The sequence below is a fragment of the Streptomyces sp. NPDC048192 genome (assembly GCF_043202415.1).
GTDB lineage: Bacteria > Actinomycetota > Actinomycetes > Streptomycetales > Streptomycetaceae > Streptomyces.
Genome location: NZ_JBIDAL010000002.1, coordinates 199,546 through 213,506 on the forward strand (window position 1 = coordinate 199,546; position 13,961 = coordinate 213,506).

The window sequence follows — 13,961 nt, forward strand, 5'->3', positions numbered from 1 at the left end:
CGGCGCGGGCGGAGGTGCGGGAGGTCCGGCCGCGGAGGGCGTACCGCCCGGCGGCGGGGGTTACGGCGATCAGCGGCGGACGGGGCACGGTGGTGGGTCCGGAACCGGCCGTTCCGGGTGCTGCGCGCTCATGCCTCGGGGCCGCCTTCGGCGGGCAGGCCGTCCGCGTGCTGAGGACGCACGATGTCGGTGAGGGTGGTCTCGACGCGGTCCAGGTGGTGGCTCATGGCCTGGACGGCGTCGTGTTCGGATCCGTCGATCAGCGCTTCGACGATGGCCCGGTGCTCGCGGTTGGACTGCTCGCGGCGGCCGCCCAGCTGGTTGAGGAAGGCCGACTGGCGTGCCAGTGCGTCGCGGATCTCCTCGATGACCCGGCGGAAGACCGGGTTCTGGGCGGCCTCGGCGACGGCGAGGTGGAAGAGGGTGTCCATGGCGACCCAGGCCGTGGTGTCCGTCTCCCGCTCCATGCGGTCGAGCAGGTGGGCCAGGTGGTCCAGGTTCTCCGGGGTGCGCCGGGCTGCCGCGTACCCGGCGACGGGGATCTCGATGTGGCGGCGCACTTCGAGCAGGTCGCTGGCCGCGTAGTCGCCGAACGTGGGGTCCTCCACGGCGCTCGCGACGACGAAGGTGCCCTTGCCGGTCCGGGAGACCGTCAGGCCCATGGTCTGCAGCGCGCGCAGCGCCTCGCGCAGCACGGGGCGGGAGACCTCGAGGGTGCGGCACAGCTCGGCCTCGGAGGGGAGCTTGTCGCCGATGGCGTACACGCCGCGTTCGATGGCGCCGCGGAGGTGGGCCAGGACCGCTTCCATCGCGCTGACGCGGCGCGGACCCGCACCACCTGTCTGGCTGTCTGACAGGTTCACGGATGCGATCCTGCGGCTTCGGTGCCCGGACTGTCAAGCCGCGCCCCGTATGAAGACATGAACGGGGTGCGGACGCCTGCACAACAGGCATCGGCACCCCGCGGGTGACCAAGGAGAGTTTCGGTCAGGCGTTGAGCGTGCCCGTGGCCAGCAGGCCGAGCAGGCCGGCCCCGATGACGATGCGGTAGATCACGAACGCGTTGAAGGAGTGCTTGGCGACGAACTTCAGCAGCCAGGCGATGGAGGCGTAGGCGACGACGAAGGACACGATCGTGCCGACGGCCAGCGGGGCGGCGCCCACCCCCGCGCCGAGGGCGTCCTTGAGCTCGTACAGCCCCGCGCCGGTCAGGGCGGGGATGCCGAGGAAGAACGACAGGCGGGTGGCCGCGACGCGGTCGAGGTCCAGGATGAGGGCGGTGGACATGGTGGCGCCGGAGCGGGAGAAGCCGGGGAAGAGCAGGGCGAGGATCTGCGAGCAGCCGACCCACATGGCGTCCTTGAACGAGGTGTCGTCCTCGCCGCGCTTGTGCCGGCCCATCTGGTCCGCGCACCACATCACGGCCGAACCGGCGATCAGCGAACCGGCCACCACCCACAGCGAGGCCAGCGGGCCGTCGATCAGCGGCTTGGCGGCCAGGCCCACCAGGACGATCGGAATCGTGGCGCAGATGACCCACCAGGCGAACTTGTAGTCGTGGTGGTAGCGCTCCTCGCGGTTGGTCAGACCGCGGAACCAGGCGGAGACGATCCGCTTGATGTCCTTGAAGAAGTACACGAGCACGGCGGCGATGGCGCCGACCTGGATGACGGCGGAGAAACCGACGACGGACTTGTCGTCGACGGGGATGTTCATGAGCCCCTCGGTGATCTTCAGGTGCCCCGTGGAGGACACCGGGAGGAACTCGGTCACCCCCTCGACGACTCCGAGGACGACGGCCTGACCGACGGAGATGGCGCTCATGGGATCCAGTTCTGAGGAGAGTTGGTCGACATTGCTGTAGACAGTACTTGGTGCGCCCGGCGCCCTGGCAAGCGCCTAGGCCCACAGGGCTCCGGCGATCGAGACACCGGCGAAGGCGGCGGCGAGCCCCGCCGCGACGCTTCCCAGCACGTTGGCGGCGGCGTACGCGCCGGAGCCGGCCTCGGCCAGCCGCAGGGTCTCGTAGGAGAACGTGGAGTACGTCGTCAGCGCCCCGCAGAACCCGGTGCCGACCAGCAGCTGCACATGCGGCCCGACCGCCCCGGCGGAGAGCGCGCCCGTGAGCAGGCCGAGGATCAGCGAGCCGGTGACGTTCACCACGAAGGTGCCCCAGGGGAAGACGGAGTCGTGGCGGGCCTGCACGGCGCGGTCGGTGAGATAGCGCAGTGGTGCGCCGACCATGGCGCCCGCGATGACGAGCAGCCAGTTCACGACGACTTCTCACCCTTCCCGCGCGCGCCCCCGGTGTCGCCGGAGCGCCCCACGTACCGGACGACCTCGCACTCCTCCAGGGTGACGAGCCCCTCCCCGACGAGTTCGTCGAGCTGCGGCAGGAAGGCGCGTACCCGCTCCTCGGTGTCCACGACGACGATCGCCACGGGCAGGTCCTCGCTCAGGGACAGCAGGCGGGAGGTGTGGATGCGGGAGGAGGCGCCGAAGCCCTCGATGCCCCGGAAGACGCTCGCCCCGGCGAGTCCTGCCGCGTGGGCGCGGTGCACGATCTCCGAGTACAGGGGCCTGTGGTGCCAGGTGTCGTCCTCGCCGATGTAGACGGTGAGCCTGAGGGCCCGGCCGGTCAGTGATGTCATCGCTGTCTCCCGGTCAGCAGCCGGCGGGCGGCCACGGAGGCCAGCCACACCGAGGCGAGGGCCGCGCACAGCGTCGCGGCGAGATAGGCGAGCCCGAGGCCCGGGCGGTGCGCGTCGACCAGCTTGCGGATGTCGACGGCGTAGGTGGAGAAGGTCGTGTAGCCGCCCAGCACACCGGTGCCGAAGAAGGGGCGCATCAGGCGGTGGGCGGCCCAGACCTCGGTGATGAGCACCATGAAGACGCCGATCACCGCGCAGCCGGTGACGTTGGCCCAGAACGTGGCCCAGGGGAAGCCGCCGGGCGCTGCGGGAACGGCGAGGACCAGGCCGTAGCGGGCGCAGGCGCCGACGGCGCCGCCCAGGGCGACCACCGCGACGACGGGTGCCTGGCTGCGCCACTCGGACCGCCGCCGCGGGCCGGTGCGGACACGGAGGCTCTCGGCTTCCGGGGCTGTCATGCTGGTACGTCTCCTCTTGGGCCTGCCCCGAACGGGTGATCATGGCCGGGCACCAGCCTACCGCCGGGTCAGCGGGCGGCGGGCCGCGCGCAGACGGCGACGCCGGGCTCCCAGAGACTACCGAGTACCAGGTGGTCCCCGGTCGCGCAGACGCTGGTGACCATGCGGAAGCCGGAGCGGCGGCGGGTGAGGTGCGCCACGGTCCGTCCGGCGTCGTCGAGGGCCATCACGCCGATCGTCCCGCTCGGGCGGTACGGCGCGTGGACGGCGGCCCGGGCGGCCGCGCCGCGCACGGCGGGCGAGGCGCGGTGCAGCAGCTCCAGCGGAGGGACCCGGGGACTGGGGAGCGCGACCCACAGCGGGCCGCCGGGGCCCTCGCGCCAGAGGTTGTCCGGCATGCCGGGGAGGGTGGCGAACAGGTCGGCGTGACCGGCGCGCGGGCCGGTGAGGTGGTAGCGGGTGAGCCGGCAGGCGCCGGTCTCGGCGATCACCAGGAAGGAACCGTCGGCGCCGGCCGCCAGGCCGTTGGCGAACTGCAGCCCGTCCAGCAGGACTTCGGGCTCGCCGCCCTCGGGCGGGACACGCAGCAGCCGCCCGGTTCCGGTGTGCTCGACGATGTCGCCGATCCACCGCTCGAGCGGGTGACGGCGACTGGAGACGGTGACGTACACGGTGCCGTCCGGCAGGGCGACGGCGTTGCTGCAGAAGCGGAGCGGCTCCCCCGCGACCGAGTCCGCGAGGACGCGGACCGTGTGGCCGGTGCCGGGGCCGGGATCGACGCGGAGCAGGCCGCGTTCCGCGTCGCACACCAACAGGCCGCCGTCCGCGAGCGGTTCGAGCCCGAGGGGACGGCCGCCGGTCTCGGCCAGCACCTCCACGCGGGCCGTCCGGGGGTCGCCGAGGTGATGGACGCGCAGGATCCGGCCGTCCGCCACTCCGGTCAGCACCCGGCCGTGCGCGTCGACGGTCACGTCCTCGGGGCCGCGCCCGCCCAGGGAGACGTAGTGCAGCGGGACGAGTGCCGTGGGTCGGTCCATGTGCGGTGCCCTTCCGTCGGTCGGCCCATCATCTCCGGCCCGCCGCCCGCTTGCCGGTCCCTCGCGCGGCGGTGGTGCGGGCGGGCCCGTGCGGCGCGCCGGGCCGCGGCCGGTCCACCGCGGCTCCGGGGCGGCGCCGCAGGCGTGCGTCACCAGCCCTTCTCGAAGACCCGGGCCACCTCGGCGATGCGGATCTCGTCGCGCCGGTAGTAGGTACGGCAGTAGCCGCGGCGGGTGCGCAGCACGCCGAGCCGGGCGAGGAAGTCCAGGTGGGCGGCGGCGGTCCGGCGGGGCACGCCCAGCTTGGCGGCGACGGCGCGCGCGGTGACGCCCGTCTCGGCGAGGTCGCGGCCACGGGGCGCCGGGAAGTGGGCCGCCGGGTCCTTGAGCCACTCCAGGATCGTCCGCCGCATCCGGCCCGAGGGGGTTCCCATCATCCGTCCGCCTCCGTCCCCGGCCTCCTCGTACGCAGTGTTCCCACTGTGCCGCCGGCGACTCCGCCGCGGCCGGGACTCGGCGTTCGTTGTCCGGTACCCCACCTCCGTACGGCCGGGGCGGGCCGGTGTGCGCCGGAAGAACGGCGGGGGCCGGCCGCCCCTTGCGGCCGGTCCCCCACCGGTGGTTCAGCGGTGGCCGAACCACGTCATGGAGGAGAGCGCCCTGTCGTCGTAGCCGAACAGGGCCTGGTTCTCCCAGCCGTTGCCGGAGCCGGCGTCGGCCGGGTCCCAGCCGTTGCCGGGGACGGCGGTCCAGGTCGCCTCCCAGTAGAAGACGCCGAGGCCGCGGTGGTTCGGCACGGCCTCGACGATGCTCGCCACGTCGTTCATCCACCTGGTCTGGCCGGCCACGGTCGCCGGATAGCCGGAGACCAGCTCACCGGTGGTGTCGATCTGGTTTTCCAGGGAGTCGTCCTGGGCCAGGGTGAACGGATAGGCCGTCTCGGCGACGAACACCGGCTTGCCGTAGCGGGAGGCGGCGTCGTCCAGGGTGCTCTGGAAGTCGGCGAGCGGGCCGTGCCAGTAGCCGTAGTACGACAGGCCGATCACGTCGAACTTCACGCCGTTCGCGACCGCGTTGTCGAACCACCACTCGGTGCCGGCCTTGTCCCCTCCCTCGGCCAGGTGCAGCGCGACGACCGTGGAGGAGCTGACCGCCTTGGCGGCGTCGTAGCCGGAGTTGAGCAGTCCCGCCAACTGGCTCCAGTTGTCCGTGGATCCCTCGGACCACAGGATGCCGGCATTGATCTCATTGCCGATCTGGACCATGTCGGCGGTGGTGCCTTGAGCCTTCAACGCGTTCAACACGTCGTACGTGTGCTGGTACACGTCCGTCTCGAGTTGACTGTATGTATGGCCCATCCATGCTGCCGGCTTGTTCTGCCGGCCGGGGTCGGCCCAGCTGTCCGAGTAGTGGAAGTCGACCAGCAGCTTCATGCCCTGAGCCTTGATCCGCCGGGCCATGGCGAGGACGTGCGTCTTGTCGTTGAAGCCGTCGGCCGGGTTCACCCACACCTTCAGCCGGGCGTAGTTCATGCCGTACGACTTCAGGACGGCGAGGGCGTCGCCGGTGGTGCCGGAGGCGGTCCTGTAGACGCCGCCCTCGGCCTCGCTCTTGGCGAGGGAGGAGATGTCGGCGCCGTGGATGGATGTACCGGTCGTGCCGGGCGTGAAGGTCAGATCGTCAACGTTGATCCAGTTGCCGGCGTTCGCGTCACTGTTGACGCTGATGGTGCACTGATGACCGGTCACCTTGACCGGGGTGACGATCCTGATCCACCCACTGGACGAGACGGGCAGATCGGTGCGCTGCTCCGCACTCCCGCAATTCTTGAGCGCCATGTACGCGGCCTTCTGTCCACCACTGGAGCGGACCCAGGCGGTCAGCGTGTAGCTGCCGTTGGTCAGCCCCGAAAGGTACTGGTACGTCTCCACCTTGTAGGCGGAAGCGGAGTAGTGGGTGAGGCGGTAACCGCCGCCGTGGCCGCCGGCCTCGCTGTAGGAAGCGCCGGTGTCGCCGTACTCGGACCAGCCGGCGGGGGTGGCCGCGCCCGTGCCGTCCGCCTCGAACCCGCCGTTGGTGAGCGTGCTCGCGGCGGAGGCGGTCCGGGCGGGCAGGAAGGTGAGGGCGAGCCCGGCCGCGAGCGGCAGCAGCAGGACTCTGGTGGTGCGTCCGGGATGGAACTTCATCGTCCGTCGTCCCTTCGACGTGAACGGGGTGGGGTCCTCCGGTGGGGGCTGGAGGAGAACCCCTCCGCCCGCGGCTCTCGTGGCACACGCGGACGGAGGGGAGCCGGCTCAGCCGTCGAGCCGTACGACCCGGACGGCCTCCGCCGGGACCGGAAGGCGGCCCGCGGCGCGTTCGCCCGTCAGCAGCTCGGTGCCGGGCGCGTCCAGCGGCACCTTGGTGTCGTCGGCGGTGTGGTTGATCACGAACAGGTAGGTCCCGGACTCGCCGGTGCGGCGGACCACTTCGACGTCGCGGGGCAGGTCGTCGCGCGGGGCGATCCGGGCGTCGCCGGCGGCCCGGCCGAGGACGGTGTCCAGGCTCCGGGCGTCGAGGCGGGTGGAGACGTACCACGCGGTGCCCCGGCCGCGCCCGTGCCGGGTGACGGCCGGGCGGCCCGCGGCGAGCCCGTCGGCGTACCGCCACACGGTCTCGGCGCCGCGCGGCACGACGAACTCCGTCCACACGTCGCCGGTCAGCTCACAGCCGTCGGGGCCCTCGAGCCGTACCCGCTCGTCCGCCAGCAGCGGCGAGAACTCCTCCACCGTCAGGCCCAGGACGTCGCGCAGCGCGCCCGGGTAGGCGCCGTCGTGCACGGCGTCGTGCTCGTCGACGATGCCGGAGAAGTACGACACCACGAGCGTGCCACCGTTGTCGACGTACTCGGTGAGGTTGTTCCCGGCCGTCTCCGTCATCAGGTACAGGGCCGGTACGACGACAAGGGGATAGGCCGACAAGTCGGCTTCCGGGTGGGCGAAGTCGACGGTGAGGTGGCGGTCGTAGAGGGCCTCGTAGAAGGTGTCGGCGCGTTCGCGCGGGTCGTGGTCCTGGCTGGGGCGCCAGGACAGGGCCTGCGCCCACCAGGACTGCCAGTCCCAGAGCATGGCGACGTCCGCCTGCGTGCGGGTGCCGCGGATGGTGCTCAACGACTGTACGGACGCGCCGAGTTCGACCACTTCGCGCCACACGCGCGTGTCGGTGCCGCCGTGCGGCAGCATCGCCGAGTGGAACTTCTCCGCGCCGCGCCGGGACTGGCGCCACTGGAAGAACATGGCGCCCTCGGAGCCGCGGGCCACATGGGCCAGGGAGTTGCGGGCCATCTGGCCGGGGGCCTTGGCGGGGTTGCGGGGCTGCCAGTTGACACCCGAGGTGGAGTGCTCCAGAAGCAGCCAGGGGGCGCCGCCGGCGACCGAGCGGGTGAGGTCGGCCGCCATGGCGAGGTTGACGTGGGTGCGGCGGCCGTCGGTGATCAGGTAGTGGTCGTTGGTGACCAGGTCGACCTCGCGGCCCCAGGCCCAGTAGTCCATGGAGTCGCACTGGCTGAGGGCGGTCATGAAGTTGGTGGTCACCGGGACACCCGGTGAGAGGCGGTGCAGGATGTCGCGTTCGGCGCGGAAGTTCTCCCGGATGGTGGCGTCGGTGAACCGCTTGTAGTCGAGGGCCTGGCCCGGGTTGCCGACGGTGGGGGTGGCCCGGGGCGGGTTGATCTGGTCGAAGCTCGTGTAGTGCTGGCCCCAGAACGCCGTACCCCAGGCCTCGTTGACCGCGTCCACGGTGCCGTAGGTCTCCGCGAGCCAGCGGCGGAAGTGCGCGGCGCAGGAGTCGCAGTAGCAGGCCGAGACCGGGACGCCGTACTCGTTGTGGACGTGCCAGAGCGCCAGCGCGGAATGGTCGCCGTAGCGTTCGGCGAGCCTGGTGGTGATGGCCGCGGCGGCGGCGCGGTAGTCGGCGTTGCTGTGGCAGATCGCGCCGCGCGAGCCGAACTCGTACCGCATGCCCTCGGCGGTCACCGGCAGCGCCTCGGGGTGGGCCCGGTAGAACCAGGCGGGCGGCGCCACGGTGGGCGTGCCGAGGTCGACGCGGATGCCGTTCTCGTGCAGCAGGGCGATGACGCGGTCGAGCCAGCCGAAGTCGTACGTCCCCGGGGAGGGTTCCAGCAGGCCCCAGGAGAAGATCCCGACGCTCACCATCGTGACGCCGGCCTCCCGCATCAGCCGGACATCCTCCTGCCAGACGTGCTCCGGCCACTGCTCGGGGTTGTAGTCCCCGCCGAAGGCGAGCCTCGCGAGGCCCCTGGGTCTGCTGTCCGGCATGGATCTCTCCCGAGAATCGATCATTTGGGAACGTGCACACACAGCATCGGCGGTGCGAGGCAAACATAACCGCACAGCAACAACCATTGACAAGTGTCCGGGACGTTTCTCTACTGTGAACGCTCACAGCAGCATGGCAGGGGCTTTCCCAGCACGGGTAGCCGGGTCATGTGAACGTGCACAACCGCATGGGAGGTCTCCGCAGCGGGCGGGGACCCTGGTCAGGGGAGAAACCATGCCGCACACGAAGCGTCGCCGCCTCGTGACAACCGCCCTCGCCGTCGCGCTCGGCGCGACCACCCTCGCCGCCTGCGGCTCCGGGGACGACAGCAAGGCCGAGTCCGGCCCGGTCTCGCTGACGTACTGGACCTGGGCACCCGGCATGGACAAGGTCGTGGACCTGTGGAACAAGGGCCCGGGGAAGAAGGAGCAGATCACCGTCACGGTGAAGAAGCAGGCGTCCGGCGACTCGCTGATCACCAAGATCCTCACCGCGCACCAGGCGAAGAAGGCCCCGGACCTGGTGCAGGCCGAGTACCAGGTGCTGCCGACGCTGGTCAGCAATGACGCGCTGGCCGACATCTCCAAGGAAGTCGCGGGCGTCAAGGGCAAGTTCGCCGACGGCGTCTGGCAGCAGACCACCCTCGGCACGGACGCCGTCTACGCGGTCCCCCAGGACATCGGCCCGATGATGTTCTACTACCGCGCGGACCTGTTCAAGAAGTACGGCCTGAAAGTCCCCGCCACCTGGCAGCAGTTCGCCGAGGCCGCCCGCGCCCTGCGGAAGAAGGCCCCGGACAAGTACCTGACCACCTTCTCGGCGGGCGACGCCGGGCTCTTCGCGGGGCTCTCCCAGCAGGCCGGCGCCAAGTGGTGGACCACCTCCGGCCAGAAGTGGAAGGTCGCCATCAACGACGCGGCCACCCGGAAGGTCGCCCGGTTCTGGGGCGGGCTGGTCAAGGAAGGCGTCATCGACAACCAGCCGATGTACCAGCCGGCCTGGAACAAGGCGATGGACACCGGTCAGGAGATCGCCTGGGTCAGCGCGGTGTGGGCGCCGGGCACGCTGACCACGGCCGCACCGGACACCAAGGGCAAGTGGGCCATGGCCCCGCTCCCCCAGTGGTCCGCGGGCCAGGACGTGACCGGCAACTGGGGCGGCTCCTCCACGGCCGTCACCACCGACTCCGCGCACAAGGAGGCGGCGGCCAGGTTCGCGGCCTGGCTGAACACCGACCCCAGCGCCCTGAACGCGCTGGCGAAGGAGGGCGGCATCTACCCGGCCTCCACCTCCGCCCAGCTCAGCGGCGCCTTCACCAACCCGCCGGCCTTCTTCTCCAACCAGCCGGACTTCTACACCAAGGCCGCCGGGATAGCGAAGACCACGGCGCCCTCAGCCTGGGGCCCGAACGTCAACGTCGCCTACGCCGCCTTCAACGACGCCTTCGGCGCCGCCGCCAAGAGCAGGTCGGACTTCACCGCCGCCCTGGACACGATGCAGGACGCCACGGTCGCCGACCTGAAGAAGCAGGGCTTCGGGGTTTCCCGGTGAGCACCGCCACCAGCCGGAGGCCGTACGGGGCCGAGGGGGCCCCGCGCGGCCTCACGTCCCCCGCCACCGGCCGCGCACGGGCGCGAAGCGCCCCCTTCGTCTTCCTCGTCCCCGCCACGCTCCTCTTCGCCCTGTTCTTCGCGCTGCCCATCGGCTACGCGGTCTACCTCAGCTTCCGCAAGGTGCACGTCTCCGGGCTCGGCCTGGGATCCGGGGCGCGGAAGGAGGTGTGGGCCGGCTTCGAGAACTACACCGACGCCTTTCACGACAGCGAACTGCTGCACGGGGCGCTGCGCGTGCTCGGCTACGGCTGCATCGTCGTCCCGGTGATGCTCGGCCTCGCGCTGCTGTTCGCGCTGATGCTGGACTCCGAGAAGGTGCAGCTCGCCCCGTTCACCCGGCTCGCGATCTTCCTGCCGTACGCGATTCCCGGTGTGGTGGCCGCGCTGATGTGGGGCTTCCTCTATCTGCCCTCCGTCAGCCCCTTCTTCTACGTCCTGCACAAGCTGCACCTGCCGCAGCCCGACCTGCTGGACGGCGGCCCGCTCTACCTCGCCCTCGCGAACATCGCGGTGTGGGGCGGCACCGGCTTCAACATGATCGTCATCTACACCTCGCTCAGGTCGATCCCGGCCGAGGTGTACGAGGCGGCGAAACTCGACGGCGCCAGTGCGCTGCAGGTCGCGCTCAGGATCAAGATTCCGATGGTGGCGCCCTCGCTGGTGCTGACCTTCTTCTTCTCGGTCATCGCGACGCTCCAGGTGTTCAACGAGCCGACCACCCTCAAGCCGCTGACCAACTCCGTCAACACCAGCTGGAGTCCGCTGATGAAGGTGTACCAGGACGCCTTCCACCGGGGCGACGTCTACGCGGCCGCCGCCGAGGCCACCCTGATCGCGCTGGCCACCCTGGTGCTGTCCTTCGGGTTCCTGCGGGCCGCGAACCGCCGCAACAAGCAGGAGGCACGATGAGCACGCTCGCCGTCCGCAAGACTGCGCCGGCCGCGGGCACCACCCCGGGGACGGCGCAGGGGCCGCCCCTGCGCCGGCGGATCGCGCTCGTCCCGACGGTCACCCTGCTCATCGGCGCCGTCTACACCCTCCTGCCGGTCGCCTGGGTGGTGATCGCGTCCACCAAGTCCGGCCGCGAGCTGTTCTCCACCTTCACGTTCCTGCCGGGGACCGGATTCACGCGGAACATCACGGACCTGAACGCCTACCGGGGCGGCATCTACTGGCGCTGGATGGGCAATTCGGCGCTGTACGCCGGTCTGGGCGCACTGCTTTCCACGGCCGTCTCGGCGTTCAGCGGCTACGCGCTGGCGACCTACCGCTTCAAGGGCCGCGAGACGATGTTCAACGTCCTGCTCGCGGGCGTCCTGATGCCGCCGGTCATCCTCGCCGTCCCGCAGTACCTGCTGCTGGCCAAGGCGGACCTCACGGACTCCTACCTGTCCGTGCTGCTGCCGCAGATCCTCTCCCCGTACGGCGTGTACCTGTCCCGGATCTACGCCGCCGCCGCCGTCCCCGCCGACGTGGTGGAGGCCGGGCGGATGGACGGGGCGAGCGAGTGGCGGATCTTCACCCGGATCGCGCTGCCGATGATGATCCCCGGCATGGTCACGGTGTTCCTGTTCCAGTTCGTGGCCGTGTGGAACAACTTCCTGCTGCCATACATCATGCTCAGCGACGACGAGAAGTTCCCGCTCACCCTGGGCCTGTACACGCTGCTGGAGCAGGGCTCCAACACGCCGGCGCTGTACACGCTGGTGATCACGGGCGCGTTCCTCGCCGTGCTGCCGCTGATCGCGCTGTTCCTGGTGATCCAGCGGTTCTGGAGCCTGGATCTGCTGTCCGGGGCCGTAAAGTCATGACCATGAGCAATCCGGGGGGCCGGCGCAGGCCGCCGACGATCCACGACGTGGCGCGCGAGGCGGGTGTCTCGCGCGGCACCGTCTCGCGTGTGCTCAACGGCGGCCACTACGTCAGCCCCGCCGCCCAGGAGGCGGTCAACGCCGCCATCCGCAAGACCGGGTACGTGGTGAACCGGCACGCCCGGTCGTTGATCACCGGTCGCTCGGACTCGGTGGGCTTCCTGCTGACCGAGCCGCAGGAGCGGTTCTTCGAGGACCCCAACTTCAATGTGCTGCTGCGCGGTTGCACCCAGGCGCTGGCCGCCCACGACATTCCGCTGCTGCTGATGATCGCGGGTACCGAGGACGAACGGCGGCGCATCATGCGGTACATCACCGCGGGGCACGTCGACGGGGTGCTGCTGGTCTCGAGCCACTCGGGTGATCCGGTCGCGGAGGAGCTGCGGGAGGCGGGGGTGCCGCTGGTCGCCTGCGGCAAGCCCATCGGCCTCGGCTCCAAGGTGAGTTACGTCGCCGCGGACGACCGGGACGGCGCCCGGGACATGGTCCGGCATCTGCTCTCGCTCGGTCGGCACCGGGTCGGCGTGGTCACCGGCCCGCTGGACACCCCGGGCGGTGTGGAGCGGCTCGCCGGGTACAAGGAGGTGCTGGCCGAGGCGGGGATCGGCGTCGACGAGAGCCTGATCGTCTCCGGGGACTACAGCCGGGCCAGCGGTGAGGCGGGTGCCGAGCGGCTGCTGGAGCGGGCCCCGGACATGGACGCGGTGTTCGTCGCCTCCGACCTGATGGCGCAGGGCGTGCTGGCGGCGCTGCGCCGGGCCGGCCGGACGGTGCCGGACGACATCGCCGTGGGCGGCTTCGACGACTCCCCCGCGGCCACGGCCGCGACCCCGGCGCTCACCACGATCCGGCAGCCGTGGGACCGGATCAGCAACGAGATGGTGCGGGTGCTGCTCGCACAGATCGGCGGGGAGGATCCGGCGGCGGTGATCCTTCCGACGGAACTGGTGCGGCGCGAGTCCGCCTGACCGGAGGCGACGGCCGGGTCGTCTCCGGGGACGTGGCCGGCGGGCGCCGGCGGGCGGGCCGGCGAGCGGGCTCGCCGGAGCCGGGCGGCAAGCGGTCAGGATCGAAGAAGCCGGGGCGGTCGGTGCGGGCCTAGCGTGAGGTGCGTCGGAAGCGCACCGGTGGAAGGACCCGCCGGGCCACGCACCTGAGAAGGAGAGCCCCATGACCGCCGGCCTGCAGACGATCATCTACCCCGTCAAGGACAAGGACCGGGCGAAGGCCCTGTTCACCGCGCTGCTCGGAGTCGAGCCGTACGTGGATGAGCCCTACTACGTCGGCTTCAAGGCCGAGGGCCAGGACCTCGGCCTCGACCCGAACGGGCATGCCCAGGGCCTGACCGGGCCGGTGCCGTTCTGGCACGTCACCGATCTGCGGGAGAGGCTCGCGCGGCTGCTGGAGACGGGCGCCGAGGTGGTCCAGGACGTGCGGGACGTCGGCAACGGCCGGCTGATCGCGTCGGTGAAGGACCCCGACGGCAACCTCGTCGGCCTGCTCCAGGACCCGGTCGCCTGAGCACCGGCGGGACCAGGCCGGTACGGCCCGCATCCGCACTAGTTGCACACTCAACGATTGGCTGGATCGGTGCTACCGTGCGGGTATGGCAGTCAAGACGGCCGACGCCCGGCTCGAGGAACGGTGGCGGGACATCCTCGCCGTGCACGCGCGCACCATGTGTGAGATCGACCGGGCCCTGCATCCGCACGGGCTGGGTGCCAGCGACTTCGAGGTGCTGGACATCCTGGCCGCCGAGTCGCCCGCGGAAGGCGACCAGTGCCGGGTGCAGAACCTGGTCGGCCGGGTGCATCTCAGCCAGAGCGCGCTGTCCCGGCTGATCAGCCGGCTGGAGAAGGACGGCCTGGTCGAGCGTTCGGTGTGCGCGGAGGACCGGCGCGGGGTGTGGGTGGCCCTCACGCCCAAGGGCCGCGCCCTGCACGCCGAGGTACGGCCGCTCCAGCGCGCCGTGCTGGAGCGGATGCTGGCCGACCGGGAGCACTAGCGGACCGGC

At 71.1% G+C, this 13,961-nt stretch carries 15 protein-coding genes; 6 read left to right on the forward strand and 9 right to left on the reverse strand.

Features of this window, described 5'->3' with window-relative positions; all coding sequences use genetic code 11:
• Positions 1-128 precede the first annotated feature (128 nt).
• The 9 genes from ACGFZN_RS03730 to ACGFZN_RS03770 all read right to left on the reverse strand — a co-directional run bounded on the left by ACGFZN_RS03730 (position 129) and on the right by ACGFZN_RS03770 (position 8,462).
• Positions 129-809, reverse strand: coding sequence for a FadR/GntR family transcriptional regulator (locus tag ACGFZN_RS03730; RefSeq protein ID WP_393857182.1), 681 nt, complete (start codon positions 807-809; stop codon positions 129-131).
• A 178-nt stretch (positions 810-987) separates the two neighbouring features.
• On the reverse strand, positions 988-1,824 hold the full coding sequence (locus ACGFZN_RS03735) for an undecaprenyl-diphosphate phosphatase (RefSeq protein ID WP_393856840.1): 837 nt from the start codon (positions 1,822-1,824) through the stop codon (positions 988-990).
• A gap of 75 nt (positions 1,825-1,899) precedes the next feature.
• Positions 1,900-2,274 (reverse strand): fluoride efflux transporter CrcB, encoded by a 375-nt coding sequence (gene crcB, locus ACGFZN_RS03740; protein WP_393856841.1) that lies wholly within the window; start codon positions 2,272-2,274, stop codon positions 1,900-1,902.
• A complete protein-coding gene (locus ACGFZN_RS03745; protein WP_393856842.1) occupies positions 2,271-2,651 on the reverse strand; it encodes a DUF190 domain-containing protein in 381 nt (126 codons plus the stop codon). The genes crcB (ACGFZN_RS03740) and ACGFZN_RS03745 overlap by 4 nt, the downstream gene beginning before the upstream one ends.
• Positions 2,648-3,109: a fluoride efflux transporter CrcB gene (gene crcB, locus ACGFZN_RS03750; protein WP_393856843.1), complete on the reverse strand. Its 462-nt coding sequence runs from the start codon at positions 3,107-3,109 to the stop codon at positions 2,648-2,650. Before crcB (ACGFZN_RS03750) ends, ACGFZN_RS03745 begins: the two co-directional genes overlap by 4 nt.
• 68 nt (positions 3,110-3,177) lie before the next feature.
• A complete protein-coding gene (locus ACGFZN_RS03755) occupies positions 3,178-4,146 on the reverse strand; it encodes an SMP-30/gluconolactonase/LRE family protein (RefSeq protein WP_393856844.1) in 969 nt (322 codons plus the stop codon).
• A 149-nt stretch (positions 4,147-4,295) separates the two neighbouring features.
• The gene (locus ACGFZN_RS03760; RefSeq protein WP_393856845.1) at positions 4,296-4,583 is read right to left on the reverse strand and encodes a winged helix-turn-helix domain-containing protein; all 288 of its coding nucleotides are present in this window, start codon (positions 4,581-4,583) and stop codon (positions 4,296-4,298) included.
• 186 nt (positions 4,584-4,769) lie between these two features.
• Positions 4,770-6,332 carry a glycosyl hydrolase 53 family protein gene (locus tag ACGFZN_RS03765; protein WP_393856846.1) on the reverse strand — a complete coding sequence of 521 codons (1,563 nt, stop codon included), beginning with the start codon at positions 6,330-6,332 and terminating at the stop codon, positions 4,770-4,772.
• Between the two features lie 108 nt (positions 6,333-6,440).
• A complete protein-coding gene (locus ACGFZN_RS03770) occupies positions 6,441-8,462 on the reverse strand; it encodes a beta-galactosidase (protein WP_393856847.1) in 2,022 nt (673 codons plus the stop codon).
• 235 nt (positions 8,463-8,697) lie between these two features.
• Between ACGFZN_RS03770 and ACGFZN_RS03775 the strand changes: the two genes are divergently transcribed.
• The 6 genes from ACGFZN_RS03775 (at position 8,698) to ACGFZN_RS03800 (ending at position 13,952) form a co-directional block, all read left to right on the forward strand.
• Entirely contained in the window at positions 8,698-10,014 is a 1,317-nt protein-coding gene (locus ACGFZN_RS03775) for an ABC transporter substrate-binding protein (protein WP_393856848.1), read from the forward strand.
• A complete protein-coding gene (locus ACGFZN_RS03780) occupies positions 10,011-10,985 on the forward strand; it encodes a carbohydrate ABC transporter permease (RefSeq protein WP_393856849.1) in 975 nt (324 codons plus the stop codon). The genes ACGFZN_RS03775 and ACGFZN_RS03780 overlap by 4 nt, the downstream gene beginning before the upstream one ends.
• The gene (locus ACGFZN_RS03785; protein WP_393856850.1) at positions 10,982-11,887 is read left to right on the forward strand and encodes a carbohydrate ABC transporter permease; all 906 of its coding nucleotides are present in this window, start codon (positions 10,982-10,984) and stop codon (positions 11,885-11,887) included. The genes ACGFZN_RS03780 and ACGFZN_RS03785 overlap by 4 nt, the downstream gene beginning before the upstream one ends.
• A complete protein-coding gene (locus ACGFZN_RS03790; protein ID WP_393856851.1) occupies positions 11,884-12,915 on the forward strand; it encodes a LacI family DNA-binding transcriptional regulator in 1,032 nt (343 codons plus the stop codon). Before ACGFZN_RS03785 ends, ACGFZN_RS03790 begins: the two co-directional genes overlap by 4 nt.
• Before the next feature lie 202 nt (positions 12,916-13,117).
• Positions 13,118-13,468, forward strand: a complete 351-nt coding sequence (locus tag ACGFZN_RS03795) for a VOC family protein (RefSeq protein WP_393856852.1) — start codon at positions 13,118-13,120, stop codon at positions 13,466-13,468.
• A gap of 85 nt (positions 13,469-13,553) precedes the next feature.
• Positions 13,554-13,952, forward strand: coding sequence for a MarR family winged helix-turn-helix transcriptional regulator (locus ACGFZN_RS03800; protein ID WP_393856853.1), 399 nt, complete (start codon positions 13,554-13,556; stop codon positions 13,950-13,952).
• The last annotated feature ends 9 nt before the right edge of the window (positions 13,953-13,961 follow it).

Bases quoted from the DNA above. Each gene is read 5' to 3' on its own strand.
- ACGFZN_RS03735 (WP_393856840.1), bottom strand. From the start codon at position 1,824: ATGAGCGCCATCTCCGTCGGTCAGGCCGTCGTCCTCGGAGTCGTCGAG.
- ACGFZN_RS03745 (WP_393856842.1), bottom strand. From the start codon at position 2,651: ATGACATCACTGACCGGCCGGGCCCTCAGGCTCACCGTCTACATCGGC.
- ACGFZN_RS03785 (WP_393856850.1), top strand. From the start codon at position 10,982: ATGAGCACGCTCGCCGTCCGCAAGACTGCGCCGGCCGCGGGCACCACC.
- ACGFZN_RS03790 (WP_393856851.1), top strand. From the start codon at position 11,884: ATGACCATGAGCAATCCGGGGGGCCGGCGCAGGCCGCCGACGATCCAC.
- ACGFZN_RS03755 (WP_393856844.1), bottom strand. From the start codon at position 4,146: ATGGACCGACCCACGGCACTCGTCCCGCTGCACTACGTCTCCCTGGGC.
- ACGFZN_RS03760 (WP_393856845.1), bottom strand. From the start codon at position 4,583: ATGATGGGAACCCCCTCGGGCCGGATGCGGCGGACGATCCTGGAGTGG.
- ACGFZN_RS03800 (WP_393856853.1), top strand. From the start codon at position 13,554: ATGGCAGTCAAGACGGCCGACGCCCGGCTCGAGGAACGGTGGCGGGAC.
- crcB (WP_393856843.1), bottom strand. From the start codon at position 3,109: ATGACAGCCCCGGAAGCCGAGAGCCTCCGTGTCCGCACCGGCCCGCGG.
- ACGFZN_RS03765 (WP_393856846.1), bottom strand. From the start codon at position 6,332: ATGAAGTTCCATCCCGGACGCACCACCAGAGTCCTGCTGCTGCCGCTC.
- ACGFZN_RS03795 (WP_393856852.1), top strand. From the start codon at position 13,118: ATGACCGCCGGCCTGCAGACGATCATCTACCCCGTCAAGGACAAGGAC.
- ACGFZN_RS03775 (WP_393856848.1), top strand. From the start codon at position 8,698: ATGCCGCACACGAAGCGTCGCCGCCTCGTGACAACCGCCCTCGCCGTC.
- ACGFZN_RS03730 (WP_393857182.1), bottom strand. From the start codon at position 809: ATGGAAGCGGTCCTGGCCCACCTCCGCGGCGCCATCGAACGCGGCGTG.
- ACGFZN_RS03770 (WP_393856847.1), bottom strand. From the start codon at position 8,462: ATGCCGGACAGCAGACCCAGGGGCCTCGCGAGGCTCGCCTTCGGCGGG.